The sequence below is a fragment of the Pseudomonas sp. genome (assembly GCF_051660785.1).
Lineage (GTDB): Bacteria > Pseudomonadota > Gammaproteobacteria > Pseudomonadales > Pseudomonadaceae > Aquipseudomonas.
On record NZ_JBOFQE010000058.1, the window covers coordinates 97,707 to 124,239 of the forward strand.

At 58.1% G+C, this 26,533-nt stretch carries 27 protein-coding genes and 1 pseudogene; 20 read left to right on the forward strand and 8 right to left on the reverse strand.

The annotated features are described in order from the left end of the window. Positions 1-24 precede the first annotated feature (24 nt). A complete protein-coding gene (locus ACRC4F_RS14445) occupies positions 25-1,242 on the reverse strand; it encodes an MFS transporter (protein ID WP_438659914.1) in 1,218 nt (405 codons plus the stop codon). A gap of 122 nt (positions 1,243-1,364) precedes the next feature. On the opposite strand from ACRC4F_RS14445, the gene ACRC4F_RS14450 reads away from it, so the two are divergent. The 13 genes and pseudogenes from ACRC4F_RS14450 to ACRC4F_RS14510 form a co-directional block, all read left to right on the forward strand. Beyond that, on the forward strand, positions 1,365-1,862 hold the full coding sequence (locus ACRC4F_RS14450) for a MarR family winged helix-turn-helix transcriptional regulator (RefSeq protein ID WP_407801365.1): 498 nt from the start codon (positions 1,365-1,367) through the stop codon (positions 1,860-1,862). A 65-nt stretch (positions 1,863-1,927) separates the two neighbouring features. Beyond that, complete coding sequence (locus ACRC4F_RS14455) at positions 1,928-2,431, forward strand: arsinothricin resistance N-acetyltransferase ArsN1 family A (protein WP_438659915.1); 504 nt, start codon at positions 1,928-1,930, stop codon at positions 2,429-2,431. Between the two features lie 13 nt (positions 2,432-2,444). Further along, on the forward strand, positions 2,445-3,800 hold the full coding sequence (locus ACRC4F_RS14460; RefSeq protein WP_438659916.1) for an FAD-dependent oxidoreductase: 1,356 nt from the start codon (positions 2,445-2,447) through the stop codon (positions 3,798-3,800). 320 nt (positions 3,801-4,120) lie between these two features. Continuing rightward, positions 4,121-4,534, forward strand: coding sequence for an arsenate reductase ArsC (locus tag ACRC4F_RS14465; protein ID WP_438659917.1), 414 nt, complete (start codon positions 4,121-4,123; stop codon positions 4,532-4,534). A gap of 9 nt (positions 4,535-4,543) precedes the next feature. Beyond that, on the forward strand, positions 4,544-4,915 hold the full coding sequence (locus ACRC4F_RS14470; RefSeq protein ID WP_438659918.1) for a metalloregulator ArsR/SmtB family transcription factor: 372 nt from the start codon (positions 4,544-4,546) through the stop codon (positions 4,913-4,915). Positions 4,916-4,942: 27 nt separating this feature from the next. After that, positions 4,943-5,413, forward strand: coding sequence for an arsenate reductase ArsC (locus ACRC4F_RS14475; protein ID WP_438659919.1), 471 nt, complete (start codon positions 4,943-4,945; stop codon positions 5,411-5,413). 17 nt (positions 5,414-5,430) lie between these two features. Further along, the gene (gene arsB, locus ACRC4F_RS14480; RefSeq protein WP_438659920.1) at positions 5,431-6,504 is read left to right on the forward strand and encodes an ACR3 family arsenite efflux transporter; all 1,074 of its coding nucleotides are present in this window, start codon (positions 5,431-5,433) and stop codon (positions 6,502-6,504) included. Next, complete coding sequence (arsH, locus tag ACRC4F_RS14485; RefSeq protein ID WP_438659921.1) at positions 6,497-7,213, forward strand: arsenical resistance protein ArsH; 717 nt, start codon at positions 6,497-6,499, stop codon at positions 7,211-7,213. The genes arsB and arsH overlap by 8 nt, the downstream gene beginning before the upstream one ends. 12 nt (positions 7,214-7,225) lie before the next feature. Then, a complete protein-coding gene (locus tag ACRC4F_RS14490) occupies positions 7,226-7,738 on the forward strand; it encodes a phosphatase domain-containing putative toxin (protein WP_438659922.1) in 513 nt (170 codons plus the stop codon). Positions 7,739-7,761: 23 nt separating this feature from the next. Then, entirely contained in the window at positions 7,762-8,766 is a 1,005-nt protein-coding gene (locus ACRC4F_RS14495) for an ArsJ-associated glyceraldehyde-3-phosphate dehydrogenase (protein ID WP_438659923.1), read from the forward strand. A gap of 9 nt (positions 8,767-8,775) precedes the next feature. Next, a complete protein-coding gene (gene arsJ, locus ACRC4F_RS14500; RefSeq protein ID WP_438659924.1) occupies positions 8,776-9,996 on the forward strand; it encodes an organoarsenical effux MFS transporter ArsJ in 1,221 nt (406 codons plus the stop codon). Between the two features lie 72 nt (positions 9,997-10,068). Further along, on the forward strand, positions 10,069-11,610 hold the full coding sequence (gene gapS1, locus ACRC4F_RS14505) for a GapS1 family protein (RefSeq protein WP_438659925.1): 1,542 nt from the start codon (positions 10,069-10,071) through the stop codon (positions 11,608-11,610). Positions 11,611-11,659: 49 nt separating this feature from the next. Beyond that, positions 11,660-11,914, forward strand: a pseudogene (locus ACRC4F_RS14510) (copper-binding protein); the annotation flags it as partial. Between the two features lie 635 nt (positions 11,915-12,549). On the opposite strand, the gene ACRC4F_RS14515 reads toward ACRC4F_RS14510, so the two are convergent. The 7 genes from ACRC4F_RS14515 to ACRC4F_RS14545 are packed head-to-tail and all read right to left on the reverse strand — an operon-like array spanning position 12,550 to position 20,378. Next, positions 12,550-14,145: a gamma-glutamyltransferase family protein gene (locus ACRC4F_RS14515; RefSeq protein ID WP_438659926.1), complete on the reverse strand. Its 1,596-nt coding sequence runs from the start codon at positions 14,143-14,145 to the stop codon at positions 12,550-12,552. A gap of 26 nt (positions 14,146-14,171) precedes the next feature. Next, complete coding sequence (locus ACRC4F_RS14520) at positions 14,172-15,044, reverse strand: ABC transporter permease (protein ID WP_438659927.1); 873 nt, start codon at positions 15,042-15,044, stop codon at positions 14,172-14,174. Then, a complete protein-coding gene (locus tag ACRC4F_RS14525; protein WP_438659928.1) occupies positions 15,041-15,988 on the reverse strand; it encodes an ABC transporter permease in 948 nt (315 codons plus the stop codon). Before ACRC4F_RS14525 ends, ACRC4F_RS14520 begins: the two co-directional genes overlap by 4 nt. A gap of 43 nt (positions 15,989-16,031) precedes the next feature. After that, on the reverse strand, positions 16,032-17,534 hold the full coding sequence (locus ACRC4F_RS14530; protein WP_438659929.1) for an ABC transporter substrate-binding protein: 1,503 nt from the start codon (positions 17,532-17,534) through the stop codon (positions 16,032-16,034). Continuing rightward, complete coding sequence (locus ACRC4F_RS14535; protein ID WP_438659930.1) at positions 17,531-18,649, reverse strand: ABC transporter ATP-binding protein; 1,119 nt, start codon at positions 18,647-18,649, stop codon at positions 17,531-17,533. The genes ACRC4F_RS14530 and ACRC4F_RS14535 overlap by 4 nt, the downstream gene beginning before the upstream one ends. Then, complete coding sequence (locus tag ACRC4F_RS14540) at positions 18,646-19,644, reverse strand: ABC transporter ATP-binding protein (protein WP_438659931.1); 999 nt, start codon at positions 19,642-19,644, stop codon at positions 18,646-18,648. Before ACRC4F_RS14540 ends, ACRC4F_RS14535 begins: the two co-directional genes overlap by 4 nt. Further along, positions 19,641-20,378, reverse strand: coding sequence for a FadR/GntR family transcriptional regulator (locus ACRC4F_RS14545; RefSeq protein WP_438659932.1), 738 nt, complete (start codon positions 20,376-20,378; stop codon positions 19,641-19,643). Before ACRC4F_RS14545 ends, ACRC4F_RS14540 begins: the two co-directional genes overlap by 4 nt. Positions 20,379-20,931: 553 nt before the next feature. Here ACRC4F_RS14545 and phnC point away from each other — a divergent pair. The 7 genes from phnC to ACRC4F_RS14580 are packed head-to-tail and all read left to right on the forward strand — an operon-like array spanning position 20,932 to position 26,533. Then, the gene (phnC, locus tag ACRC4F_RS14550) at positions 20,932-21,765 is read left to right on the forward strand and encodes a phosphonate ABC transporter ATP-binding protein (RefSeq protein WP_438659933.1); all 834 of its coding nucleotides are present in this window, start codon (positions 20,932-20,934) and stop codon (positions 21,763-21,765) included. A 43-nt stretch (positions 21,766-21,808) separates the two neighbouring features. Continuing rightward, complete coding sequence (gene phnD, locus ACRC4F_RS14555) at positions 21,809-22,825, forward strand: phosphonate ABC transporter substrate-binding protein (protein WP_438659934.1); 1,017 nt, start codon at positions 21,809-21,811, stop codon at positions 22,823-22,825. 48 nt (positions 22,826-22,873) lie between these two features. After that, positions 22,874-23,656 (forward strand): phosphonate ABC transporter, permease protein PhnE, encoded by a 783-nt coding sequence (phnE, locus tag ACRC4F_RS14560; protein WP_438659935.1) that lies wholly within the window; start codon positions 22,874-22,876, stop codon positions 23,654-23,656. A 36-nt stretch (positions 23,657-23,692) separates the two neighbouring features. Then, entirely contained in the window at positions 23,693-24,397 is a 705-nt protein-coding gene (gene phnF / locus ACRC4F_RS14565) for a phosphonate metabolism transcriptional regulator PhnF (RefSeq protein ID WP_438659936.1), read from the forward strand. 14 nt (positions 24,398-24,411) lie between these two features. After that, positions 24,412-24,858: a phosphonate C-P lyase system protein PhnG gene (gene phnG, locus ACRC4F_RS14570; protein ID WP_438659937.1), complete on the forward strand. Its 447-nt coding sequence runs from the start codon at positions 24,412-24,414 to the stop codon at positions 24,856-24,858. Continuing rightward, the gene (gene phnH / locus ACRC4F_RS14575) at positions 24,858-25,457 is read left to right on the forward strand and encodes a phosphonate C-P lyase system protein PhnH (RefSeq protein WP_438659938.1); all 600 of its coding nucleotides are present in this window, start codon (positions 24,858-24,860) and stop codon (positions 25,455-25,457) included. Before phnG ends, phnH begins: the two co-directional genes overlap by 1 nt. Next, positions 25,457-26,533, forward strand: a complete 1,077-nt coding sequence (locus ACRC4F_RS14580) for a carbon-phosphorus lyase complex subunit PhnI (protein WP_438659939.1) — start codon at positions 25,457-25,459, stop codon at positions 26,531-26,533. The genes phnH and ACRC4F_RS14580 overlap by 1 nt, the downstream gene beginning before the upstream one ends.

Consider the following 26,533-nt stretch of genomic DNA (forward strand, 5'->3'; position numbering starts at 1 on the left):
ACGGCGTCTACCGGAACATCATAATTACTGTCCTTTTTGCGTAGTTGGCAGGCGCCAAGTGGCGATGAAGCACAGCAACAGAAACCCGCACATCACGCTAAGAAGTATCGATGCTCCGAAGCTGTCCAGAACGTAAGCAGCGGCGATGGGTCCGCAGGCTTGGGCGACAAGGACGGGCCTTGCGAGCAGTCCCATTCGTGCGCCATATCCTTGAGGCCCGAACAGCGCCAATGGAAGAGTACCGCGAGCGATGGTGAGGATGCCGTTACCGGCTCCGTAAAGTGCTATCGCTACGAAGGCCAGCCAAGGCAGGCCTGAGATCAGCAGTCCAAGCCCGATCAAACTAAGCAACACGCCGGCTCGTGCGGACCAGGTTGGATGGAGGTTCCTGCCTATGGAAAACTCAGCCACCCGTGCCAGGACTTGCGAAGGACCAATCACCATGCCGATGGCCAAGGCCACAGCAGTCGCGATCCCCAGTTGCTTGAGGACATTGAGCAGGTGCACTGAGATACCTGATACCACCAGCGCCAGAATCGTCAGCATGGCGCCAATCAGTAAGAACAGATGATTGGTGGTGTCGGGGCGAGGTACTGATGCATTGGGTGTTTCTGTAATGACGGGGTGAGGCGGTTGTTTTGTACTTCCAGGAATCAACAGGGCATGAATAGGGAATCCGATTAGCAAGTGAGCTGCGGCGATGGCAAAGCAGGCGCTTCTCCAACCGATCCAACTCTCCAGCCCCGCAATCACCGGCCAACCTATGGTGCTCGCGAAGCCACCTAGCAAGGTCAGCCCGGTAATTGATGTTCGAGCCCCTTCGCCGAAAAGACGTCCCAGGGTTGAGAAAGCTGCGTCATATAAACCCGCCGCCATGGCAACGCCGATCAGCGTCCAGGCGACATAGTAGGTGGCAACGTTGCCCGCCAGCCCCATCAGTAGTATGCCGAGAGCCAGCAGCAGTGAACTGGCGGCAAGGACAGAGCGTCCACCATGGCGATCAATCTGGCGGCCAACAGATGGCGAGGAGGCTCCGGCTACCAGCAATCCCCAGGACAGGCCGCCCACCACACTGGTGATGGACCACCCAGTCTCTTTGGCTATCGGAGCTGCAAGAACTGCGGGCAAGTAATAGGTCGAGCCCCAGGCAAGAATCTGAGTGAATCCCATCCCCCATACGAGCCCGGAGCGATTGATCGGGGGATGAATCTGCTCTGGATGTGTCACGACTGGCGCGCTCATTTTTAGTTGTCAGTAACAACAAGCTAGCGCCTTCCTCTGGGGACCGTCAACCTGAAGATCGGTGTTGACGATTCTAAAATACGAGGATTATTGTTGCAGCTAACAACTAATTTGTGGCGGATATGACGAAGCTTAAAAACGATCAACTGACCCAGGATTCCGAGGACTTGTACGAGGCTTTGAACCAGCTTGTTCGCGTCTATCAGTTCCGTGATCGTGACCGGATCTGCTGTTACGACGTGTCTGTAACCCAATGCTATGCCGTTGAAACGTTGGTCAAAAGGGGCGCATTGCGCCTTCAGGTCTTGGCGGAAGAGATGTTCTTGGACAAGAGTACGGCGAGTCGAGTGATCGATACCCTGGAGCGCAAAGGGTATGTGTCCCGCGTTGAGGATGATGAAGATCGGCGCGCAGTGCGAATCCAGGCAACGGATGCCGGGCGTGAGTTATACGAAAAAATCAGGGCAGACCTGATTGCTGAAGAACGAGCGATGATCGAGAACCTCTCGGCCGAGGCCAGACAGGGAGCGTTGAGTTTGCTCAGGCAGATTACGCGAGCCACAGAGATTCGCTGCGGGCTCGCGAGCGAGTGCTGCCCCGCCGTGAAGAACAAGGATTGAAGAGGGAAGAATTTCCCTTTTTTTGCCAATAATGTTGTTACTACCAACGTAATGGGGCTCCAACAATGCGAGTTCGTTTAGCTGAACCCAAAGACACTGTTTCAGTTGCCGCCATCTACAACCAGGGGATCGAGGAACGTAGCTCTACGTTTGAAACTGCCCCTCGAAGCCCGGCGGACATGCTTGATCGCATCAACGCAATGGAGCGTTATCCAGTGTTGGTCATGGTCGATGAGGCGGATCAGGTTTTTGGCTGGGCTGGACTCAGTAGTTATCGCGGCCGTGCCTGTTACGACGGTATTGCGGATTTTTCCATCTACCTAGATCGCAGTGTTCGCGGCCAGGGGCTTGGCAAGCAGTTGCTTCAGTCACTGCTGACGGAAGCCGAAGCTCGCGGATTCTGGAAAGTCCTTTCACGCATTTTCACCTTCAATCACGCCAGTCTCGCTTTGTGCGAAGCCTGCGATTTCCGCCAAGTGGGGGTGTATGAAAAACACGCCTGCCTGGAAGGACGCTGGCTCGACTGCGCGATTGTCGAGCGCCTGTTTCCGGTCAATCAGCCAGTCTGAAGAGGAATCGATCATGGAAAACAATCACCTTCCCGTCGCCATCATTGGAGCAGGTCCAGTGGGCCTCGCCGCAGCCGCTCACCTGCTGGCCCGAGGTCTCACGCCGCTGATTCTGGAAGCTGGTCCGGAAGCAGGGTCCAGCATTGAAGAATGGGCGCATGTGAAAATGTTCTCTCCGTGGGAATTCAATGTGGACAAGGAGGCGGCCAAACTTCTGCTGGCCGATGGTTGGACTCCACCACCGGAGAACGAGTATCCGACGGGTCGTGAACTGCTGGACCGGTTTGTTCGACCTCTCGCGGACCTCGAACAGATCAAGCGTCGCTTGCAGCTCAATACCCGTGTTCTAGCAGTCACTCGCGCCGGTCAGGATGTGATGAAGACCCAGGGCAGATCGGCAGCTCCTTTTTTACTGCGTGTCGCAGCGCCAGCGGGTGAACAGGATGTGCTTGCCAGTGCTGTCATTGATGCCTCGGGCACCTACCTGACACCAAACTGGATGGGCGCCCATGGCATCCCTGCATTGGGCGAGATCGAGCATGCAGCGCACATTGCGTACGGCATTCCGGAGGTGCTGGGTCGTGCGCGGAATCGCTATGCCAACAAAAGTGTGCTGGTGGTGGGTGGTGGTCACTCCGCGTTTAACGCCCTACAGGATCTGGTGCGTCTGATTCAGGAAGCACCGCAAACCAAAGTGCTCTGGGCGACCCGGGGTAATTCTCTTGAGCGCATTCTGGGTGGTGGTGCGAATGATCAATTGGAAGAGCGCGGAAAGCTCGGCCTGAAGATTCGCCAATTGCTGAATGACGGCGTGATTGAGCTGTTCAAAAACGTCGCTATCGATCAGGTTGTAGACAATGGCCAAGGGTTGGTTGTGAGGGCGGGAGACCAGATACTTCCACCTGTGGACCAAATCATTGTGGCGACTGGATTCCGACCTGACATGAGCCTGCTCGCCGAGTTGCGTATCGAACTTGATCCCGCAACTCAAAGCGCAGTGTTGCTCGCTCCAATGATCGATCCCAACGAGCACAGCTGCGGTACGGTCAGACCTCATGGCGCGATAGAACTTGCCCATCCTGAGGAAGGTTTGTTCATTGTTGGGATGAAGAGCTATGGCCGGGCGCCTACGTTCTTGTTGATGACTGGGTATGAGCAAGTTCGCTCTGTCGTCGCGGCGCTGGCGGGTGATTGGGATGCGGCCAAAAGGGTTGAGCTGATCCTCCCGGAAACGGGCATTTGCAACTCGGATTTCGATGAAGTCGATGATCGCTTGAAGGCTTCGGCAAGTCAGACGTCTTGTTGTGGCACCGCAGAGACAATCCTTGAGGCCGCGCCTCGTACCTCGCCGGGTTGTTGCAAAGCCTAGTGCGCAGCAACTGAGCCCGCCCTCGATGACCGGGGCGGGTTAAGGGCGACCTTCTTATTTTCTTTTGCTCGTCGAGGTAGTCCTTGAACCAAGGAGCGACCTATTTCTGCGTAAGTGACAGATTCATGACAGAAACCATATGTACATCACCGCAGATATTTGAAGAGACACGGAAGGCTGCTAGCGCCGTAATACAGAGCTTTCATTGAAGGTGCTCGGCGGAGTCCAATCGTTTTGATGGATTAATGGGTCGTTGGTTCTTTACCTTGTATGCGAAAAAACATATATTCGTTAAACCGCATATGAGCTGAGACTTCACAATGACCAGCAAAGCCCGTGTCCTTTTCGTCTGTACTGCCAACGCTGCACGCTCCCAGTTGGCCCAAGCGTTGCTGAGGCATACCGATTCGGAGCATTTCGAGGCGTTCAGCGCCGGCACAACTCCAACTCAGGTAGATCCGCGCACCTTCGAGGCGCTTTCACACATCGGTGTGAGCACCGAAGGATTATGTAGCAAGTCGATAGACAAGTTCCGTGGTGAGCGTTTCGATTACGTCATCACCTTGTGTGATAAAGCCGCAGCGGAATGCCTGTCTTTACCTGGAGCGGGTGAGGCATTGGCCTGGAGTTTTGAAGACCCGGTCACCAGCACCAAACCCGATGCCTTCCGTCACACCCTTCACGAAATTCATGAGCGCATCAAGATGTTCGTCTTGGTCAAAAACAAACACTGAGAAAACGATATGGCTGACCATCTGACACCGACCAATGTTTTCAAATGCCTGGCTGACGACACTCGGGTCCGCACGATGATGCTCATCACCCGTGAAGGAGAGCTATGTGTTTGCGAGCTGACCTGTGCGTTGAATGAGAGTCAGCCAAAAGTTTCCAGACACCTTGCGCAACTGCGCGGTTGCGGTTTGCTGTCGGACCGTCGGCAAGGCCAATGGGTGTATTACCGACTGCACCCGAATCTCCCGGATTGGGTTCATCAAGTACTGACCACCGTGCTGGAAAGCAACAAGCACTGGTTGAGCCCTGACGCCAAACGCCTTGATGAAATGGGCGACCGCCCTGAACGGGCACTGGCCTGCTGTGAAAGCAAAATCGCTTGATTGCGCCTTCGACTACGAGATCGCTCGATGAAAATCCTGTTCCTCTGCACGGCCAATAGCTGCCGCAGCATCCTTTGTGAAGCGGTCCTCAATCACTTGGCGCCGCAAGGCATGAAAGCTTACAGCGCGGGCAGTCAGCCCAAAGGTGAAGTGCATCCGCTGAGTCTCCAAACGTTGGAAAAAGCTGGTATTTCGACAGCCGGGCTGTTGAGTAAGTCCAGCGATGTCCATGTGAACCTGGCACCTGATTTCGTCATCACGGTGTGCGACAAGGCGGCCGGTGAGGCCTGCCCGGTATTTTTCGGACCGGCCACCAAGGCGCACTGGGGCCTGGCTGACCCTTCGGAATACCAAGGAACTGAAGAAGAGATCGAGGCAGCTTTTGAAGCCACATTGGAGCAGATCAAAACCCGTATTGAAGCCTTCCTGGCTTTACCGCTATCCCGTCTGAGTGCCGAACAGCTCAAGGCAGAGCTGGCCCTGATTGGCACGCTGTAACCACAGGAGCAATGATCATGAGTAACAGCCGCCTTTCCTTCCTGGACCGTTACCTGACCCTGTGGATTTTTCTCGCCATGGCCTTGGGCATCGGTTTGGGGAGCCTGTTCGAAGGCTGGCCGCAGTGGCTCAACAGTCTATCTGTGGGCACCACCAACATCCCCATCGCGATTGGCTTGATCGTGATGATGTTTCCGCCTCTGGCCAAGGTTCGTTACGAAGAACTGCCGGAAGTCTTCAAGGACAAGCGCATCCTCGTTTTGTCTTTGGTCCAGAACTGGGTCATCGGCCCGGTGTTGATGTTCGCACTGGCGATCATCTTTTTGCGGGACCAGCCGGAATACATGACGGGCCTGATCCTGATCGGCTTGGCGCGTTGCATCGCGATGGTGCTGGTCTGGAATCAGATCGCAGGTGGCAACAATCAGTACGTCGCCGGATTGGTGGCGTTCAACAGCATCTTCCAGATCCTATTTTTCAGTCTGTATGCCTGGGTCTTTCTGGGGCTGTTGCCGCCGTTGTTCGGGCTGGAAGGCAGTGTGATTGAGACCAACTTCGTCAGCATTGCCGAGTCGGTGATGATCTACCTGGGTGTGCCATTCCTGGCAGGCTTCCTGACCCGCAAGATTCTCATCGCCCGTAAAGGCGAAGCTTGGTTCCAGGAGCGCTTCATTCCAAAGATCAGCCCGCTGACACTGGTGGCACTGTTGTTGACCATCGTGGCCATGTTCAACCTCAAGGGTGATGTGGTGCTGCAATTGCCGCTGGATGTATTGCGTATCGCGATCCCTCTGACGATCTACTTCGTGGTGATGTTTTTCATCAGTTTCTGGATGGGCAAGCTGCTCAAGGCTGACTACCCGCGCACCACCGCATTGGCTTTCACAGCCGCAAGCAACAACTTCGAACTGGCGATTGCCGTGGCCATTGCCACCTTTGGCCTGGCTTCCCCGGTCGCCTTTGCCACGGTGATTGGTCCGCTGGTGGAAGTACCGGTACTGATTTCCCTGGTCGGTGTGGCCCTTTGGCTGAAACGCCGCTGGTTCGATGAATCCAAGAGCGCCATTGCGCAGGACAAAGACTATGTTTGATGACCACATCCCCCAACTCGATACCGAACTGGTTGATCTCCCATCGACTGACAAGCTGGGCATCGAGAAGACCTCTATCCATAAGCCACGTATTTTGCTGCTGTACGGATCGACCCGTGAGAGGTCCTTCAGTCGCCTGATGGTCGAGGAGGCCGCTCGACTGCTGGAACACTTCGGCGCCGAGGCGCGGATTTTCAATCCGTCAGGCTTGCCTCTGCCAGATGACGCCCCCGACGATCATCCACGTGTGAAGGAACTGCGCGAGCTGATGCTGTGGTCCGAGGGGCAGGTCTGGTGCTCTCCGGAACGTCACGGTTCTATGAGCGCCGTCTTCAAGGCTCAGATCGACTGGGTGCCGCTGGCTATGGGCGCTGTACGCCCGACCCAGGGTAAAACCCTCGCGGTCATGCAGGTGTGCGGTGGCTCGCAGTCGTTCAACGTGGTCAATCAGCTGCGAGTGCTGGGACGTTGGATGCGCATGTTTACCATCCCCAACCAATCCTCCGTGCCGAAGGCTTATATGGAATTCGACGACAACGGCCGGATGAAGCCTTCTCCCTTCTACGACCGCGTCGTTGATGTGATGGAAGAGCTGGTGAAATTCACGCTGCTGCTTCGCGACCGTCAGGATTATCTGGTGGATCGTTATTCCGAGCGCAAAGAGTCAGCGGAAGAACTCATGAAACGTGTCAATCAGCGCTCCATCTGAGGATTTTTTACCGTGCAACAACACCCTTATTCCGTACTGCCTCTGGCACAGTTCAATGGCCAATTGATCTTCACCCCGTGCCCAGGCACGAAGGGCACCCGACCATTCGAGGCGTTGCAAACCCTTAAGGATGCGGGGGCATCGGCGTTGCTGACGCTGATGCCGACCGAGGAGTTGCTTCAGAACGAGATCGACCTGCTGCCCGAAGAGTGCCAGATGCTTGGCATCGAGTGGTTTCACCTGCCCGTAGAAGATGATCAAGCGCCTGGCGAAGCATTTAAAGCCGCATGGGAGCAGCACCATCCGCGACTCAAGCAATTGCTGACCGAAGGGAAAACCATCGCCATCCATTGCAAGGGCGGCTCGGGCCGTACCGGTTTGGTCGCCGCTCAACTGTTGATCGATAGCGGTGTGCCCTTCAGCGATGCCCTCCGCGATGTTCAGTCGTTGCGTCCGCGTGCCATTCAACATCCTGCCCACATTGAATACATCGGCCAGTTTGACACCCAGTCGAACGCCCACTGACAACAGATACAGAGCACAACAACATGACTATCAAAGTTGGCATCAATGGTTTTGGACGGATTGGTCGCCTCGCGCTGCGAGCCGCCTGGAACTGGCCAGAATTCGAATTTGTGCAGATCAACGATCCGGCAGGTGATGCAGTAACTCATGCGCACCTGATCAACTTCGACTCGGTGCATGGTCGTTGGCACAACGAAGCCAGTGCAGAAGGCGATCAAGTGGTGATTGGCGGCAAGCGCATCAAGGTGACCGCGAACAAAGCGATTGCCGACACCGACTGGTCGGGTTGCGATCTGGTGATCGAGGCCAGCGGCAAGATGAAAACAGTGGCGGTGTTGCAGGCCTACCTGGATCAGGGCGTGAAGCGTGTGGTGGTCTGTGCTCCGGTGAAGGAAAAAGGTGCGTTGAACGTGGTGATGGGTATAAACCAGCACCTGTTCGACCCTGCGCAGCACCGCATCGTCACCGCTGCTTCGTGCACCACCAACTGTCTGGCGCCCGTGGTGAAAGTGATCCACGAAAAGCTGGGCATTCGCCACGGCTCGATCACCACCATCCACGACCTGACCAACACCCAAAGCATCCTCGATCAGCCACACAAGGATCTGCGCCGGGCGCGTGCCTCCGGCATGAGCCTGATCCCAACCAGTACCGGTTCGGCCACCGCCATTGCCGAAATCTTTCCGGAGCTGCGTGGGCGCCTGAATGGTCACGCGGTACGCGTGCCGCTGGCCAACGCTTCGCTGACCGACTGTGTCTTCGAGGTCGAGCGGGCCACCACTGTCGAGGAGGTGAATCAGTTCCTTAAGGAAGCCTCTGAGAACGAGCTGAAAGACATCCTCGGTTTTGAGGCGCGTCCACTGGTGTCCATTGACTACCGTACCGACCCTCGCTCATCGATTATCGATGCGCTGTCGACCATGGTCATCAATGGTACTCAGGTCAAACTCTATGCCTGGTACGACAATGAATGGGGCTATGCCAACCGCACCGTCGAACTGGCCAAAATGGTCGGTCTGGCAGTCTAAGGAGCGGTCATGAAAGCGTTGTCAGCCCTCGCGCCGGAAGTGCGGCAGTACCTGCTCGTGACGGGCAACTACTGGGCCTTCACCCTCACCGACGGTGCTTTGCGCATGTTGGTGGTGTTGCACTTTCACGCGTTGGGCTACAGCCCACTGCAAATTGCGGCATTGTTTCTGTTTTACGAACTCTTTGGCGTGATCACCAACCTGGTGGGTGGCTACCTCGGCGCTCGGCTGGGTCTGAACCGAACCATGAACATCGGGCTGGGCCTCCAGGTTGCGGCGCTGTTGATGCTGACGGTTCCTGTGGCTTGGCTGACCATCCCGTGGGTGATGGGCGCTCAGGCGCTGTCGGGGATTGCCAAAGACCTGAACAAGATGAGTGCCAAAAGCTCCATCAAGCTTCTGGTTCCGGATGGGCAGCAGGGCAAGCTCTACAAGTGGGTGGCGATCCTCACCGGCTCGAAGAACGCGCTCAAGGGTGTCGGCTTCTTTCTTGGTGGAGCTTTGCTGGCACTCATCGGCTTCAAAGGCGCCTTGCTGGCCATGGCGGGTGTCCTGGCGCTGATCTGGATCAGCAGCTTGATCCTGTTGAAGAAGGACCTGGGCAAGGCCAAAGCCAAGCCTAAATTTCGCGACATCCTGTCCAAGAGCCGGGCGATCAATATCCTCTCAGCGGCCCGAATGTTCCTGTTCGGCGCCCGCGATGTCTGGTTTGTGGTGGCCTTGCCGGTGTACCTGAGCAGCGTGTTCGGCTGGGGCTTCTGGGAGGTTGGCGGCTTCCTTGCTGCCTGGGTTATTTGCTACGGCGTCGTGCAATCCTTCGCGCCCAACATCACCGGCAAGAAACGTGGGCACGTACCGGATGGTCGTGCTGCATTTTTGTGGGCACTTGCACTGGCAGGTCTGCCGGCGGCAATCGCTCTCGGGCTGAACACTGGGCTGTCGCAGCAGATGGTGCTACTCGGCGGATTAATGGTCTTTGGCGCGCTGTTCGCGGTGAATTCGTCGCTGCACAGCTACCTGATTGTCTCTTACGCCAAGGAAGACGGCGTGTCGCTGGATGTAGGTTTTTATTACATGTCGAACGCTATGGGACGGTTGATAGGCACGGTGCTCTCCGGCTGGGTTTATCAGGTGTATGGGCTGGGTGCGTGCTTGTGGATATCGAGCGCATTCGTGCTGCTCGCAGCACTGATCTCTATTGCGTTACCGAGGCATGCCGAAGCGTTTTAATCACCCTAAAGGCGGCTTGGAGTCGAACGCTGTGTGAGAATGTCATTGATCTCAAACAAGGATGCCACTCTCATGGCGAAGCTGCCGATCAGAGCAAAGAGTTTCGACGAAGGCTTGACGGAAATTCAACGCATTATTCGACGCTACGACCCGCTCAGCTTATTGGAAGCGGCGTTGAGGTATCTATACAGTCCCACCAAAGATCGCTTTGAGCAGGCATCCAAGCAGCCATGGTTGATCATGTTGTTTATTAAATGGACTTTTCTAGATCCATTAGTAAATAGCCCATTGAGGCGCCCCTCAATCTCTCAGAATAAAATGCTTGAGTTGCTACAAAAGGTCCTTGACCTGACGGAAACCGGTAGCCTGCCCGATGAGTACGAAGACGTACGGCTTTTTTTCCGGGCGGTGGCCTACCAGCAGTTTTTTCATCAGACAGAGAGCGGCTTGGTTGATATTGCTCGTCAGGAGCTTTTGTTCGCAAAAGTCCCGGAAAATCATTATTTCAAAACTCGTTTCCTGAATGGCACTGGGGTTTCCATACAGGACTTTCTGCGTCTTTCTTTTGCGGTCCTTGCTAGCACAAAGAAAAGTGGTCCTGTACTTCAGCGAGCCACTCTTTTTGGTCTCTGTCCAGCCTTTACACCGATGGCTGTAGACGCCTATCTACGTACCATTTCTGTCGAAGTTGGAGATTTACATCGCACCTTAGAAGAGGTAGACAAGGACGGACGCCACCCGAACGAGTATTTGCAGCAAACGCCCTTCCTAAAATTCCCATTCATCAAGGTTCGCTCCGAATATTTGTGTGTGTCCCCTCATGTTCTTGAGCGATCCTTGGGACATTTCATCTACGACTACCTCAAGCGAGCCGACGTAGACGGGTTCAATAACGCTTTTGGAAAGTCGTTTGAAAAATATGTAGGCGACTGGTTGAGCAAGTCAGGGTTGCCGACAGCCAACGAGAGCGAATTGACTCTGGTCCTGCCTGGTCAAGGGAAAGTCGTCGATTTCATTGCTGCTGATGGTGATTCGAATGTGCTGATCGACGCCAAAGGTGTGGAAATGGCGCAGCGGGGTATGGTTGCGTTTCAACGGGGGGATGTTCGTCGAGCGACCCAAACGTCCTTGATTAAAGCTTTCGAACAAGGGCATGAGGTTGCTGCTCGAATCGCTTCGATGGGCGGTGATCATCCCGTGATTCGTCAGCGCTCCTCAACCTACCTGCTGGCTATTACATACAAAGAGCTGTACATCGGGAACGGAGTTACTTTCGCAGCCGTTGTAGGAGATGCAGTGCTCGAAAAAATTCGATCCAAATATGCTGAGCAACATTTGATCCCCGTCGAAAATATTTACTTCCTCACGATTCATGAATTTGAAGAGCTGATGAGTCTGGTAGCAAGCGAAAAAATTGGTTTAGTAGAAGCCCTGGAGAAGGCTAAGCAAGCTGATTCTGAGCGGATGACCCAAAAATTCAATTTCGAGCTGCATATCCATGAGTGGTCGAAGCAACTGGGCAGAGAGCAACCATTACGAGAAATCCTCAAATCGATGGTGGATGAAATGCGCGTTGCGTTTCCTGCTCAGTCCGAGACAGCGGCGCAGAAATAAATCGGGACGCAGTTCGTCAATCACTTCAATTTCGCACTGATAATGCTGGCTGAAGCAGGAAACAAAACTCGCTCCAGTCGCCACCGCCGACGGAACGATCAAGGCTATCGATACTGTGAAGCCTACGGTGACCATCTCTCACGGCGCTGTTCCAGCTGTGCAATGGCCACCGATGACCATGGCCTTTTCCGTAACGGAGGATCAATTGAAAGGGCTGACAGCCGGAGACCGCGTGTCGTTTTCCTTTCGGTTAGAGGGTGGCCGAGCCACGATTGTATCCATCAAAAAAGTGAAATGGCGGTAATGGAAGTAGCCGGAGCGCAATGTCGCGTCGGCTTCTGCCACCCGCTTTTTACGAAAACCAATTATTCAGTAACCTAGCGTGAATGGCCGTTATTGGCTTTGGATTCGATCAATCAATGCTATGACTGAAGCTGCGATAGTGTTTAGTAGAAAGACAGAGCATGGAGAAGGCATATGCAAGACAGCGGATGGAAGGCGCGCTTAGATATTCTGCGGGACGCAGTGAAAAGAAATATGCTTGATAAGCTAGTCGGACATGGCTGGGAAGCGTCTATCAGTCCGTGAGGTTGCTGCAGGAGAGTATGTGGTCGTAAAGGCGTCTAGAGGCGGGGCGGTGAGAAATGCCCAAGGTAAAGTGGTCGCCGCCATGAGTGTCAGCACATTTACCGCACGTTTGACCCTTCAGGAATTACGCGATCAATGCCTGCCGGTGCTCCAGCAGAATGCTGCCTTGCTCGGGTGTATGCTTTGAGTGCGCCAGGCAATCATGGGTCGGACGCCATCAGCGAAGGTCTGTAGCGCATGAGCAAGCCGATCACCGAAGGTTACTACGGTGTCCCCGCCAAGGACGGTCATCCGGATCTGCGCGCGTTGCGCAACGGTTGACCGTCCAGCGGGGTCGGATGGCTTATTGAATTAAAAAGCAGCCACTAACCCGTCTTTGCGCGGGTCGGTGCCGCCGACATAACCGTAGGCAGTGCGCTGGATGATCTGTGCACCGCCGAAGGCGAAGACGCCTCTGGGCGCTTCGACGACGACATCATGACCTTTGGCGCGCAGGGCTTCGACGACCTGAGGATCGAACGAGCGCTCCACTGCGACTTTAAGTCCTGACTCGATCCTCCAGCGTGGCGCATCGGCAGCGGATTGCGGGTTCTGTTTGTAGCGCAAGATGCGCATCATCATCTGCAAATGCCCTTGGGCCTGCATTGGGCCGCCCATTAACCCGAACGACATCAACGGTGTGCCATCAGCGTTCATCACAAAGCCGGGAATAATGGTGTGGAACGGGCGTTTGCGCGGTGCGACGACGTTCACGTGCTGCGGGTCCAGAGAGAACCCGGCGCCACGGTTTTGCAGGCTGATACCGGTGCCTGGCACGACTACGCCTGAGCCGAAACCCATGTAGTTGGACTGAATGAACGAAACCATCATGCCGCTCTCGTCGGCAGTCGACAGGTACACCGTGCCACCGGGTTTTGGTGAGCCGTGGCCGGGGTTGGCGGCCTGTTCGCCCACCAGCCCGGCGCGGTCCATCAGGTAAGAAACATCCAACAAGTGTTCGCTGCTCAAACGCATGTGCTCGTTGTCCGCAACATGCTCGTTCAGATCGGCGAGGGCCAGTTTCATCGCTTCCAGCACCGGGTGCACGGTTTCCAGGCTGTCCACCGGATACTCGCCGACGCCCAGCGCTTCGAGCATGGTCAAGCCCGCCAGCGTCGCGATGCCCTGGCCGTTGGGCGGTAATTCATGAACCACGGCACCGGCGTAAGGCACCGACAGGGTGTCGATCCAGTCAACGGAGTGAGTGGCCAGATCGTCGAGGGTCATGACGCTGCCATTGGCGTTGCCATGGGCGATGATCGCCTCGGCCAGTTCGCCGCGATAGAACGCCTCACCTTTGGTTTGAGCAATCAGCTCCAGAGTGCGGGCGTGATCCTTGAGACAGATTTTTTCTCCGGCCAGGGGAGCCTTGCCCTCGGGCATGAAGCACTCGGCGAATCCCGGTTGCGACTTGAGCAGCTGTGAACCGAGTTGCCACAGTTCGGCGATGATCGGCGTGACCTGGTAACCGTCTCGTGCATAGCCGATGGCGGGCTCGGCCAGGGTGGCGAAAGGCAGCTTGCCATAACGCGCCGACAACTCGACCCAGGCCGACACGGCGCCAGGTACAGTTACCGCGCCCCATCCACGTTGCGGCATTGTGCTTTGGCCGTGGAAATGCTCCGGCGTCCAGGCTTGCGGCGCACGGCCGGAAGCATTCAGGCCTTGCAGCTTCTTGCCATCCCAGACAATGGCGAAGGCATCGCTGCCGATCCCGTTGCCGGTGGGTTCCACCACTGTCAGAACCATGGCCGCCGCGATGGCGGCGTCTACCGCATTGCCGCCACGGCGCAACATGTCCAGACCCGCCTGGGCGGCCAATGGCTGGGAGCAGGCGACCATGTTGTTGCCCATCACCGGCGAGCGAGCTGAGGCGTAGGGTTGACTGTAATCCAGATCATCAAACATAAAAGCGTCTCTTTGTGAAGGAAGGGTTAGCCTTTAGGGTCGAGGGCATCACGCAGGCCGTCGCCCAGCAGGTTGAAGCACAGGACGGTGATGTAGATCGCTACACCTGGAGCAATTGACATCCAAGGCGCCTGCTCCATGAAGTTTTTCGCGGTATTGAGCATTGAGCCCCAGGACGGCGAGGGTGGTTGTTGGCCGAGGCCAAGGAACGACAGGCTGGCTTCGGCCAGGATCGCCGAGGCGATGGTCAATGTGGCTTGCACCACTAGCGGCGACATCACGTTGGGCAACACGTAACGCAGGATGATCCAGCGATCCGGCAAGCCGATGGCGCGGGCACCTTCCAGATAGTCTTCGTGTTTGATCGACAGCACCTGGCCCCGGGTCAGGCGGGCGAAGATCGGCATGGCAGAAAGTCCGATGGCGATCATGGCGTTGGTGAGGCTTGGGCCGAGGAAGGCGCCCAGCGCAATGGCCAGGACCAGGAACGGACAAGACAGCAGCGCTTCCATGATTCGCGAGAGGACCGCGTCCAGCTTGCCGCCGAAGTAACCGGCCACCAGGCCCAATGGCACGCCAATGACAATGGCGATAGCCACCGAGACGCCACCGGCCAGCAACGAACTGCGCGCGCCCCAGAGCAGGCGCGAAAACAGGTCGCGCCCAAGTTCATCGGTGCCCAGCCAGTAGATCAGCGACGGCGCCTTACGCACTGCCAGGAAGTTAGGTTTCACAGGATCAAACGGCGCGATCCACGGCGCGAACGCGGCCGCAAGGACAAACAGCAGCAACACCGCCGCGCCCAGTACCGCACCTTTGTTGGCGAAGAACTTCCGGGCGAAAGGCGAGCGGCTGCGGGGCTGGATCGCGGGAAGAGTGACGCTGGCAATGGCGTTCATAAGGCATTCCTCAAACGCGGATTAATCATGCGATAGAGCACGTCGGCGAGCAGGTTCAGCAGCAGGAAGCCAATCGCCACGCACAGCACGACGCCTTGCACCACGGCATAATCGCGATTGAAAACAGCATCGACGATCATCTTGCCGAAGCCCGGAACGCTGAAGACTTGTTCCGTCAGCACCGCGCCGCCCAGCAACTCGCCGAACAACAGAGTGGTCAGGGTAACGATGGGCATCAGCGCGTTACGCAACGCGTGCTTGAGAATCACCGTGTGTGGGAACAAGCCCTTGGCCCGGGCGGTGCGCACGTAGTCAGTGCGCAGCACTTCGAGCATCGCGCTGCGGGTGTGGCGCATGAGAATTCCCGACAGCCCCGCACCGAGGACGAACGCCGGCAGGATCAAGGTTTTCAGGTTTTGCCCGAGGTCCTCGCCGATGGTGACGAAACCCGAGGCCGGCAGCCATTGCAGCTTCACGGCGAAAACCATGATCAGCAGGATTCCGAGCCAGAAGTGCGGAATGGAAATCCCCGACAGCGCGACGATGTTCGCTCCGTAATCCACTGCCGTACCCTTGCGCACCGCAGAAACAATGCCGGTGGGAATGCCGATCAATAGCGCGATCAACAAGGCCAGCACCGCCAGCTCCAGGGTCACCGGCAATTTGGACGCCAGCAGCGTGGTCACCGGTTGGTCAGTTTTCAGCGAAATGCCAAAGTCGCCGGTGAGCACGTTGCCGAGCCAGTTCACGTATTGCACCGGGATCGGGTCATTGAGCCGGTACTTTTCGCGCAGGTATTCCATCACCGCCGGGTCACGCTCTTCCCCGGCCATGGCCAGCACCGGGTCACCCGGCAGTAGCTTCTGCAGGGTGAAGACGAATAGCGAAACAAGGATCAGTGTCGGAATCGCGCTGAGCAGGCGTCGCAGAATGAACATCAGCATGCCAAACCCTCCCGTGTGTGCGAGTCATTCACCCGTGCAGTCCTCACAACTTGAACGAGACGTTGGCCAGACGGATCAATCCGTCCGGGTTTGGCACCAAACCGGTTACGTTTTTACGCATGGCGATGATTCGCGGTTCGAAGTACAGGTACGAAGTCGGCACATCATCGGCGAGCACACGTAGGGCCTGGTTGTACAGCGCCTGACGTTGGGCCACATCGTTAACGGTGCGCGCTGTGTTCAGCGCCTTGTCGAGTTCGGCGTTGCAGTAGTGACCGTCATTTTGTCCGGCCTTGCAGGCCACGAATTGGTGGATGTCGCCATCCGGATCAGGACGGCCCGACCAGTTGCTCATGCCAATCTGGAAATTGCCGCTCTGCTGTTCGGCGAGCAGGGTGGCGTACTCGGTGGCGACCAATTTGACGTCGAAGCCCGCTTCCGCGGCCATGGCCTGAATGATCTGCCCCACTTGCTGGGCGATGGGGTTGTTGGTGACTTTCAGTTCCACTGTCAGCGGTATCTTCACGCCGGCTTCAGTTAGCAGCGCTTTGCTTTTTTCCACGTCCCGGGTCGGCATCGGTAGGGATTTGTCGTAGTACGGGCTGCTTTTCGGGAAGGGCTGCCCGCTCGGATCATACAACCCCTCGAACACCACCTGGTTGATCGCATCGCGGTCGATAGCCAACTCGAAGGCCTTGCGTACGCGCTTGTCTTTGCCTACCGGCGTATTGGCTCTTTCGCCATCGGCCACGTTGAACATCAGATGCACGTAACCCAGACCTGGCGTGTTAGAGATCACCAGATTGCTGTCGGCCTTGGCTGTCTTCACGTCGGTGGGCGCGACACGTTCGATGATGTCCACGTCACCCGAGCGCAGATTCGCCAGACGCACCGAGGTGTCCGGAATCGGCATGAACACGACCTTATCGAAGTGATACGCCTGCTTGTTCCAGTACTGGTCGAAGCGTTCCAGCACGATGCGATCCTGATGCACCCGTTGCAAGAATTTGTAAGGTCCGGAGCAGATCGGCTTGGCGCCGACGTCGCCTTGGGACGCTTTCGGCGCGAGCATCATTCCGGCGCGGTCCGAGAGCTGCGAGATCAGCGTGGCGTCCGGCTGCTTGACTTTGATGGCGACGGTCTTGCTGTCCACGACCTCTACGCTTTCAATCGAGGCCACTTCACTTTTGCGCAACGAGTCGGGCAGGGTGCGGGCGCGGTCCAGGTTGAACTTCACCGCGGCAGCATCGAAAGGTTCGCCATCATGGAAGGTCACGCCTTCGCGCAGGTTCATGGTCAGGGTTTTGCCGTCCTCGCTCCAGTTCCACGCCGTGGCCAGTTGCGGTACGTAAGTCAACTCAGGGGTGACGTCCACCAGCTTGTCGCACAGGGCGGTGTAGACCAGGCGACCCGAGTAGGTGCGTGAACGATGCGGATCGAGGACGTCGGGGTCGTCCTGAATGCCAATGCGCAGGGTCGATTCGGCGAAGGCGGCGTTGGCAGCCAGCAGTAACAACATTGCTGGTATGGCGCGTGCGATTTTCATGGCTGGCTCTCCAGTGATAAGGATTGATGGCTTTTGAATAAATTCAGACGTTGGGTATAGGTGGCGTTGGGTGTAGGCAGAATCAGCGCGCCGGCACCGGCATTGGCTATCTCGCGCCAGAAGTGACAGGCGACTTGACGGTTGGGTTCGACGCTTTCCATGACCGGTGCAACCTCTTTGCACAGGGCGCGGGCATGGAGGCAACGGGTATGAAAGCGACAGCCCGAAGGTGGTTTGCTGGGGCTCGGCATGTCGCCGCCGAGCAACGGGCGCGGATGACGCAGATCGGGATGGCTGACCGGCACGGCGGCCATCAGCGCTTGGGTATAGGGGTGCAAGGATGTTTCGAACAGCGCGTCGACCGGCGCCAATTCGACGATTTCACCCAGGTACATCACCGCGACCCGATCACTCATATGACGAATGACCGCCAGACCATGGGCGACAATTACCAGCGTCAGGCCGAACTGATGTTTGAGGTCTTCCAGCAGGTTGACCACCTGCGCCTGCACCGACACATCAAGCGCCGAGACCGGTTCGTCGCCGAGGATCAAGCTTGGTTCGGAAGCCAGGGCACGGGCGATACCGATGCGCTGACGTTGCCCTCCGGAGAATTCGTGGGGGTGGCGACTGCCATGTTCCGGGGCCAGGCCCACCGTGCGCAGCAGTTCGGCGACCCTTGCCTGACGGTCGCTGCGACTGGAGTCGCTGTGCAGCCAGATCGGCTCGCCGACGATGGATTCCACCGTCATACGCGGGTTCAGTGAGGCGAACGGGTCCTGAAAAATGATCTGCAATTCGCGGCGAACCTGACGCAGTTTGTCCGGCCGCAGATTAGCCAGGTTGCGACCTTTGTAGATCACATCGCCCGATGTGGGTTGCAGCAGATTCAACAGCAGGCGACCCAGGGTAGATTTGCCCGAACCGGATTCACCCACCAACGCCAGGGTTTCGCCTTTGCGTACTGATAACGACACTTGGTTGACCGCTTGCACCGGCGGCTTCTTGGGCTGAAACAGGCCGCTTTCGACACCGAAATGCTTGCTCAGGTCAATGCATTCAAGGATCGGCTTTTCAGCAGCGCTTTCCAGCTGGAAGCGTTCAAAAGAGTTCATGCGCTGGCTCCCACATGCAGTTCCAAAGGCGCCCGGATGCACGCGGCGTAATGACCGGGCGACAGTTCAACCAGCGGCGGACGGGCATCGCGACAGGCCTGGACCACGAATGGGCAGCGCCCGGCGAAGCGGCAACCGAAAGGCATTTGCGCCGGAGTCGGCACGCGGCCATTGATGGTCGCCAGACGTCCCTCCCGAGGGCCGACGGAAGGCATCGAACCCATCAGGCCAATGGTGTACGGGTGCTGCGGGTCGTCGAAAAGGGTTTTCACGGGACCGTGTTCTACAACGCAACCGGCGTACATCACCATGACGTCATCGGCTACTTCTGCCACGACACCCAGGTCATGGGTGATGAGGATCATCGCCGTGCCGGTTTCGGCCTGGAGGTTGGCGACCAGCGAAAGGATCTGCGCCTGAATGGTCACGTCCAGCGCGGTTGTCGGCTCGTCAGCGATGATCAATGCCGGATCGTTGGCCAAGGCCATGGCGATCATTGCCCGTTGACGCATGCCGCCAGACATCTCGTGGGGATAGGCGTCCAGGCGCTGGCGGGCGTCCGGGACTCGGACCTTTTCCAGCATCTCCAGCGCTCGCTGTCGCGCGTCCTTTACCGGCAGGCCCTGATGGCGGATCACGCTTTCCGCGATCTGTTCGCCAATGGTGAATACCGGGTTCAGCGAGGTCATTGGCTCCTGAAAGATCATCGCCATGCGATTGCCGCGCACGTTGAGCAAGCGTTCTTCCGGCATGCCCAATAACGTTTCGTCCAGCAGACTGGAAGCGCTGGCAGCGATCTTGGCGGTGTCCGGTAGCAAGCCCATCAGCGCCATTGACGTCACGCTCTTGCCGCAACCGGATTCTCCGACGATCGCCAGGGTCTTGCCACGCTGAACCTTGAACGACACGCCGTCGACGACGTTGGCTGGGGCACCGGCAAAACAAATGGTCAAGTCGCTGACACTGAGTACCGTGTCGTGGGCTGTGGCTGTCATAAGCTTGCCTCCAGGTCTTGATTGATGACGTGATCGAGCGCTTGTTGCAGTGCCCGCAAATGCCCGCGCATGGCGGTGGCGGCCTTGACCGGATCACGGTTTTCGATGGCACTGACAATGTCGTCGTGATCGTGGCTATAGGTGTCGAGACGATCGGCATTGCGCGCTCGCTGGCGCAAGTCGCGCCACATCGGGTCCAGGCGAATAGCGTCGAGCATTTCGAAGAGGTCCAGCATCAACCGGTTGCCCGCTGCCTCCGCGATACCCCGATGCAAGGCGCTGTCCCACAACTCAAGGCCTTCAGGGTCTATTTGCTCGGCGCCCTGCTGGCACGTGGTGCGCTCGGCCAACCGACGCAGAATCGCCATCTGTTCGCCATTGGCCCGTACCGCCGCCAGTGACGCCAGGGCCGGTTCAAGATGCAGCCGGGCTTCCATGACCTCGCTGAAGTTGGTCCGTCCGGAAAGGCGGGCGAAACTCAACGACGCACTGGGTGGCGTCGGGCCGACGAAAGTACCCTTGCCTTGCCGCCGCCAGATTTGGCCTTCGGCTTCAAGCACCGACAAGGCGCGACGAATCGCCCGTCGGCTGAGCCCGAAATCCGCTGCCAGATCCCGCTCGGTCGGCAACGCCCGCTGAGGAAACTCCGCACGCTGCGCCACCATCTGCCGCAAGGTATCCAGCGCCAGCTTTGAAGAACTATCTATGGTTGTGTCAGGGTCGAACCTTTGCATTGTGGTCACTCACGCCAGACCAAAAAAAGCCGATTGACCCGCCTTCAGGCAGGTCTACAGGACAAGAGGGTCAGAGCAAGAGCGATGCCAAAATAAATTGGTTCGCCTTGGGTCAATGCGAATCAGGCCTGTAAAAACCTGCGTGGCCGATGGTTGAGCCAATGAGCAAAGGTTCGCGGCTTGGGGGTTAGGGCGATGAAAGGCTATTGGTTCGCTCGTCAACGAACCAATTTTGTCTATGATTCGCGGTTGTGCCTTTTTATGGACTGCATGCCTCGCAAAGGGGCACTGCCTATAAGGCCGGCTCTGGGTGACGTTCGGTCAGGTCACTCGAGGTCACCGCGCACCGATCAACGCGCCGTCACCCTCGCTGTCACCTATCTGGGAGTTTCGATGGCAACGGCGTTGTTTGCCCAGCCAACCTTTCACCAAACCTTAACCAAACGTTTATTCCAGCGTCATGTGCAAGTCATAGGTCTGACACAGCCCCTGCCTAAAGTTGGTTGAACTCCAATGCGGCCAGGGACGGCTGTTCAACCTGACAGAGATGCCCATGAACGCAGCTATCCATGTCGATCATCTGAACAAGACCTTTGCACGTAAAACCGCACTGGTCGACCTCGAACTCACCATCGCAACGGGTGAGATGGTCGCGCTGATTGGCGCTTCCGGCTCCGGTAAGTCCACCTTGCTGCGGCACCTCGCGGGCCTGGCCTGTTGCGATCGCAACAACGGCGGCAGCGTCAAGGTGCTGGGGCGGGAAGTGCAGGCTTCCGGGCGGCTGAACGGTAAGGTTCGTCGCTTGCGCGCCGACATTGGCTACATCTTCCAGCAATTTAATCTGGTCAACCGCCTGAGCGTGCTCGATAACGTGCTGCTCGGTTGTCTGGGACGCATGCCACGCTGGCGTGGCAATTTGGGCCTGTTCAATACCGAGGAAAAGCAGTTTGCCCTCGAGTCTCTTGACCGTGTCGGCCTGGTCGATCTGGCGGAGCAGCGCGCATCCACCTTATCCGGCGGCCAACAACAGCGCGTGGCGATTGCCCGAGCCCTGACCCAGCATGCCGAGGTCATTCTGGCCGATGAACCGATCGCCTCCCTGGACCCGGAATCGGCGCGCAAGGTCATGGAAATCCTCGCCGACATCAATCGCCGCGACGGCAAGACCGTTGTGGTGACCCTGCATCAGGTCGATTACGCCACACGCTATTGCCCCCGTGCCGTCGCGCTCAAGAGTGGTCGGATTCATTTCGACGGCCTCGCCGCCGACCTGAGCAGTCAGTTCCTCAACGATTTGTACGGTGCCGACATCGACACCAGCCTGATGTTTTCCGACCAGACCCGCCACCCCGAACCCGCGCCCCGGTTGTTGCTGGCTCGCGGGTGAATACCTCCACTTCCTCCACTACGCATCCTCAGGAATCCTTTCCATGTTGAACCGTATCGGTCGCGTTTTTGCTGGCGCCGCTTTGCTCGCCAGTTGTGTACTGGGCACCGCCCAGGCTGAAGAAAAAGCTATCAACTTCGGCATTATGTCCACCGAGTCTTCACAGAACCTGAAGAGCATCTGGCAGCCGTTTCTGGATGACATGCAGAAAAAAACCGGCCTGAAGATCAACGCTACCTTTGCTTCCGACTATGCCGGCCTGATCCAGGGCATGCGCTTCAACAAGGTCGACGTCGCCTGGCTGGGCAACAAGGCCGCCATGGAAGCAGTGGACCGTTCCAACGGTGAGATTTTCGCCAAGACCGCTGCCTCCAACGGTGCCGCCGGGTACTGGAGCCTGCTGATCGTGCGCAAGGACAGCCCGATCAACTCGGTCGACGACATGCTGAAAAACGCCAAGTCCCTGACCTTCGGAAACGGCGACCCGAACTCCACCTCGGGCTATCTGGTGCCGGGCTACTACGTGTTCGCTAAAAACCACGTCGATGCGGCCACCGCGTTCAAGCGCACCCTCAACTCCAGCCATGAGGTCAACGCCTTGAGCGTGGCCAAGGGACAGCTGGACGTGGCGACCTTCAACACTGAAAGCATGGAACGTCTGGAAGTCACCCAACCGGAGAGCGCTGCACAGCTCAAGGTGATCTGGAAGTCGCCGCTGATCCCCGCCGACCCGCTGGTGTGGAGCAAGGCTCTGAGCGACAGCGAGAAGAATAAGATCCGCGATTTCATCTTCAGCTATGGCGACACCGAGTCTGAGAAAGCGGTGCTCACGGGCATGCACCTGAGTAAGTTCCTGACCGCCAGCGACGACCAGTTGCTGCCGATCCGTCAGCTTGAACTGTTCAAGCTGCGCACCACGATCAGCGCCGACACCAAGCTGGAGGCCGCGGACAAGGCCAAGCGCCTGGCCGAGATCGATGCTGAGCTGGCCAAGCTGCAGGAACGCATTACCTCCCTTGAGAAAGCCAGCGACCAAAAGAGCTCGGCCAACGCCGGTTGATCCTCAGCGCGGCACTCCGGTGCCGCGCCCCTTTGTTGAGAGAAACCAATGACCACTCCGCACGCTGAAGCTGTCGGCAAGCGTACCTGGCCGCAGTATGCCGGTTGGGGCCTGCTCCTGGTCCTGCTGGTCTGGGCCTGGCACGGCGCCGAGATGAACCCGATGGCGCTGTACCGCGATTCCGGAAACATGGCGACCTTCGCCGCTGATTTCTTCCCGCCGGACTTCCATGAATGGCGCTCGTACCTCAAGGAAATGATCGTCACCGTACAAATCGCCCTGTGGGGCACGGTGTTGGCGATTGTCTGCTCGGTTCCCCTGGGGATTCTGTGCTCGGAAAACATCACACCCTGGTGGATTCATCAGCCGCTGCGTCGGGTGATGGACGCTTTCCGTTCGATCAACGAAATGGTCTTCGCCATGTTGTTTGTGGTGGCCGTCGGACTGGGACCGTTTGCCGGTGTACTGGCGCTGTGGATCAGCACCACCGGTGTGCTTGCCAAGCTGTTTGCTGAAGCGGTCGAGGCCATCGACCCGGGCCCGGTTGAAGGCGTTCGCGCCACCGGTTCCAGCGCCCTGCAAGAAGTGATCTACGGCGTGATTCCGCAAGTGATGCCGCTGTGGGTGTCGTACGCGCTGTACCGCTTCGAGGCCAACGTGCGTTCGGCGACGGTGGTGGGAATGGTCGGTGCCGGTGGGATCGGGGTGATTCTCTGGGAGAACATCCGCGCCTTTCAGTTTGTTCAAACGTGCGCAGTCTTGCTGGTGATCATCGTCGTAGTGAGCCTGATCGACATCTTGTCGCAACGCCTGCGCAAGCAGTTCATCTGAATTTCGGAGGGGTGCCCGTGGGCGCTTTTTTTAAGCATGCAGTTGTCTAGACAAGATGAGCCGTTGTACCGCGAACTGGCCGACATCCTGCGTCGTGAGCTGGCCGATTATCAGGCCGGGGACTTCCTGCCGGCGGAAGTGCAGTTGGCCGAGCGTTTCGGTGTCAACCGCCATACCTTGCGCCGCGCCATCGATGAGTTGGTGTTCGAAGGCAGTCTGCTGCGCCGCCAGGGCAAGGGCACGCAGGTGCTGGAGCGGCCGCTGATTTATCCGATGGCCGCCGACAGTGCCTACAGCCAGTTGTTGTCGGACCAGGGGTTGGACGTCGAGGCGCTACTGCTCAAACGTCGTTACTGCTTCGCCAGCCGTGAAGAGGCGCAACACCTCGGTCTTGCCGAGATGGCGCCAATGATCGAGTTGCAGACCCTGCGCAAACTCGATCACCAACCGGTCAGCCTGATCCGCCATCGCTACTGCGCCAGCCATGCGCCGATGCTGGCGGACTACACCGGCGGTTCGTTGCGCCAGTACCTCAGTGAACGCGATCTGCCATTGACCCGCACGCTGAGCCTGATCGGCGCCCGTTTGCCCAGCCGTGAAGAAGCCGCGTTGCTGATGATGCCCCGGCATTTGCCGGCGCTGAGTGTGTTCACCCTTTCCTGCGACCGCGACGGCCGTCCGGTGGAGCTCGCCCAGACCACCAGCCGTTCGGATCGCTTCCAGTACCAGGTCGTCACCTGATGGAGAACTTACCGATGAACCCTGCTCCTTACTCTGCGCGGCAGCACTGGATCGGCGTGCTGGCCCGCGCCCGTCGCAGCGAATTGCAGCCTCACGAAGTTGCGCTGCGCGACGTCGAGTACCAATTGATCCGCGCCCCGGAAATCGGCATGACCCTGGTCCGTGGCCGCATGGGCGGCAACGGTGCGCCGTTCAACGTCGGCGAAATGAGCGTGACCCGTTGCGTGGTGCGCCTGGCCGATGGCCGTACCGGCTACAGCTACGTGGCGGGGCGCGACAAGGCCCACGCCGAATTGGCGGCCCTGGCCGACGCGCATTTGCAGGGCACGCAACAGCGCCATTGGCTTGATGAAGTGATCACGCCGTTGGCTAACGCCCAGGCAGAACGCCGGGTGCAGAAAGAGGCGGAAACCGCCGCCACCAAAGTCGAATTCTTTACCCTCGTGCGAGGAGAAAACTGATGAGCGCACCGCTATTGCAACCGGCGTTTTCCGATCCGGTGCTGGATGCTCAGCGCGGTTTTCGCGCCGCGCTCAAAGCGCTGGCCAGCCCCGGATTAATCCAGACGTTGCATGCCACTCCAAGCCTTGAAGGGCTGGCGCCAGCCACTTACGCGTTGTGCCTGGCCTTGCTGGATGTCGACACGCCGCTGTGGCTGGCGCCGTCTTTCGACACGCCGGCGATCCGCGCCAATCTGGCGTTCCACTGTGGCTGCCCACTGACACCGCATCGGGAAGCCGCGCGTTTTGCCATGCTGGGTGCCGAGGACCTGCTCGACCTCAGCGGCTTCGACCATGGTAATGACCGTTACCCCGATCAGTCCTGCACCTTGCTGGTTCAGCTGCCGAGCCTCGACGGCGGGGCAGGGCTGGCCTGGTGCGGACCGGGGATCGAAACCGAGCATCAGGTCAGTCTGCCTCTCACCGACGGTTTCTGGCGCGAGCGCGAACAGCGCAACGAATTCCCTCGCGGGCTGGATCTGTTTTTCACCACCGGTCACGACTTTATCGGCCTGCCACGCAGCACGCGGGTCGCCCGCACAGCACAGGAGCTTGTCTGATGTACGTAGCCGTCAAGGGTGGCGAACAGGCCATCGACAATGCCCACCGTCTGCTGGCGAAAAAACGCCGGGGCGATACCTCGGTCACGGAGCTGAACGTCGAGCAAATCCGTCAGCAACTGCCGCTGGCGGTGGCGCGGGTAATGAGTGAAGGCTCGCTGTACGACGAAGAACTGGCCTCGTTGGCGATCAAGCAAGCGGCGGGCGATCTGGTCGAAGCGATCTTCCTGCTGCGGGCCTATCGCACCACGTTGCCGCGTTTCAGCCCGAGCCTGCCGATCGACACGTCGAGCATGCAACTCAGCCGGCGTTTGTCCGCCACGTTCAAGGATGTGCCGGGCGGGCAACTGCTGGGACCAACCTTCGATTACACCCATCGTCTGCTCGACTTTGCATTGCTCGCCGAAGGCGAATACCCGGGACCGCAAACCACCCCGAACGCCAGCCTCGAACCTTGCCCACGGGTCCTGGGTTTGCTGGCCAAGGAAGGTTTGATCAAGAACGAGTCCGACAACGGCGAAACAGTGGCGGACATCACCCGCGACCCACTGGAACTGCCCGCCAGCCGTGCCCAACGCTTGCAGGCGTTGGCGCGTGGCGATGAAGGTTTTCTGCTGGCACTGGGTTATTCCACCCAGCGCGGTTATGGCCGCAACCACCCGTTCGCCGGGGAGATTCGCATCGGTGAAGTGGAGGTTTGGATCGATCCCGAAGAGTTGGGCTTCCCCATCGCTTTGGGCAGCATCGAAGTGACCGAGTGCGAAATGGTCAACCAGTTCGTTGGCTCGGCCACTGAGCTGGCGCAGTTCACGCGTGGTTACGGTCTGGCCTTCGGGCACGCCGAGCGCAAGGCCATGGGCATGGCGTTGGTTGACCGCGCGCTGCGGGCTGACGAGTTCAACGAAGAGATCGAGTCGCCGGCGCAGCAGGAAGAGTTCGTGCTGATGCATTGCGACAACGTCGAGGCCGCCGGTTTTGTCTCGCACCTCAAATTACCTCACTACGTGGATTTCCAGGCCGAACTGGAACTGATCCGCAAACTGCGCAAGCCTGCCGAGGCCAACAGCCATGAATGA

Bases quoted from the DNA above. Each gene is read 5' to 3' on its own strand.
- ACRC4F_RS14445 (WP_438659914.1), bottom strand. From the start codon at position 1,242: ATGAGCGCGCCAGTCGTGACACATCCAGAGCAGATTCATCCCCCGATC.
- ACRC4F_RS14450 (WP_407801365.1), top strand. From the start codon at position 1,365: ATGACGAAGCTTAAAAACGATCAACTGACCCAGGATTCCGAGGACTTG.
- ACRC4F_RS14455 (WP_438659915.1), top strand. From the start codon at position 1,928: ATGCGAGTTCGTTTAGCTGAACCCAAAGACACTGTTTCAGTTGCCGCC.
- ACRC4F_RS14460 (WP_438659916.1), top strand. From the start codon at position 2,445: ATGGAAAACAATCACCTTCCCGTCGCCATCATTGGAGCAGGTCCAGTG.
- ACRC4F_RS14465 (WP_438659917.1), top strand. From the start codon at position 4,121: ATGACCAGCAAAGCCCGTGTCCTTTTCGTCTGTACTGCCAACGCTGCA.
- ACRC4F_RS14470 (WP_438659918.1), top strand. From the start codon at position 4,544: ATGGCTGACCATCTGACACCGACCAATGTTTTCAAATGCCTGGCTGAC.
- ACRC4F_RS14475 (WP_438659919.1), top strand. From the start codon at position 4,943: ATGAAAATCCTGTTCCTCTGCACGGCCAATAGCTGCCGCAGCATCCTT.
- arsB (WP_438659920.1), top strand. From the start codon at position 5,431: ATGAGTAACAGCCGCCTTTCCTTCCTGGACCGTTACCTGACCCTGTGG.
- arsH (WP_438659921.1), top strand. From the start codon at position 6,497: ATGTTTGATGACCACATCCCCCAACTCGATACCGAACTGGTTGATCTC.
- ACRC4F_RS14495 (WP_438659923.1), top strand. From the start codon at position 7,762: ATGACTATCAAAGTTGGCATCAATGGTTTTGGACGGATTGGTCGCCTC.
- arsJ (WP_438659924.1), top strand. From the start codon at position 8,776: ATGAAAGCGTTGTCAGCCCTCGCGCCGGAAGTGCGGCAGTACCTGCTC.
- gapS1 (WP_438659925.1), top strand. From the start codon at position 10,069: ATGGCGAAGCTGCCGATCAGAGCAAAGAGTTTCGACGAAGGCTTGACG.
- ACRC4F_RS14515 (WP_438659926.1), bottom strand. From the start codon at position 14,145: ATGTTTGATGATCTGGATTACAGTCAACCCTACGCCTCAGCTCGCTCG.
- ACRC4F_RS14520 (WP_438659927.1), bottom strand. From the start codon at position 15,044: ATGAACGCCATTGCCAGCGTCACTCTTCCCGCGATCCAGCCCCGCAGC.
- ACRC4F_RS14525 (WP_438659928.1), bottom strand. From the start codon at position 15,988: ATGCTGATGTTCATTCTGCGACGCCTGCTCAGCGCGATTCCGACACTG.
- ACRC4F_RS14530 (WP_438659929.1), bottom strand. From the start codon at position 17,534: ATGAAAATCGCACGCGCCATACCAGCAATGTTGTTACTGCTGGCTGCC.
- ACRC4F_RS14535 (WP_438659930.1), bottom strand. From the start codon at position 18,649: ATGAACTCTTTTGAACGCTTCCAGCTGGAAAGCGCTGCTGAAAAGCCG.
- ACRC4F_RS14540 (WP_438659931.1), bottom strand. From the start codon at position 19,644: ATGACAGCCACAGCCCACGACACGGTACTCAGTGTCAGCGACTTGACC.
- ACRC4F_RS14545 (WP_438659932.1), bottom strand. From the start codon at position 20,378: ATGCAAAGGTTCGACCCTGACACAACCATAGATAGTTCTTCAAAGCTG.
- phnC (WP_438659933.1), top strand. From the start codon at position 20,932: ATGAACGCAGCTATCCATGTCGATCATCTGAACAAGACCTTTGCACGT.
- phnD (WP_438659934.1), top strand. From the start codon at position 21,809: ATGTTGAACCGTATCGGTCGCGTTTTTGCTGGCGCCGCTTTGCTCGCC.
- phnE (WP_438659935.1), top strand. From the start codon at position 22,874: ATGACCACTCCGCACGCTGAAGCTGTCGGCAAGCGTACCTGGCCGCAG.
- phnF (WP_438659936.1), top strand. From the start codon at position 23,693: ATGCAGTTGTCTAGACAAGATGAGCCGTTGTACCGCGAACTGGCCGAC.
- phnG (WP_438659937.1), top strand. From the start codon at position 24,412: ATGAACCCTGCTCCTTACTCTGCGCGGCAGCACTGGATCGGCGTGCTG.
- phnH (WP_438659938.1), top strand. From the start codon at position 24,858: ATGAGCGCACCGCTATTGCAACCGGCGTTTTCCGATCCGGTGCTGGAT.
- ACRC4F_RS14580 (WP_438659939.1), top strand. From the start codon at position 25,457: ATGTACGTAGCCGTCAAGGGTGGCGAACAGGCCATCGACAATGCCCAC.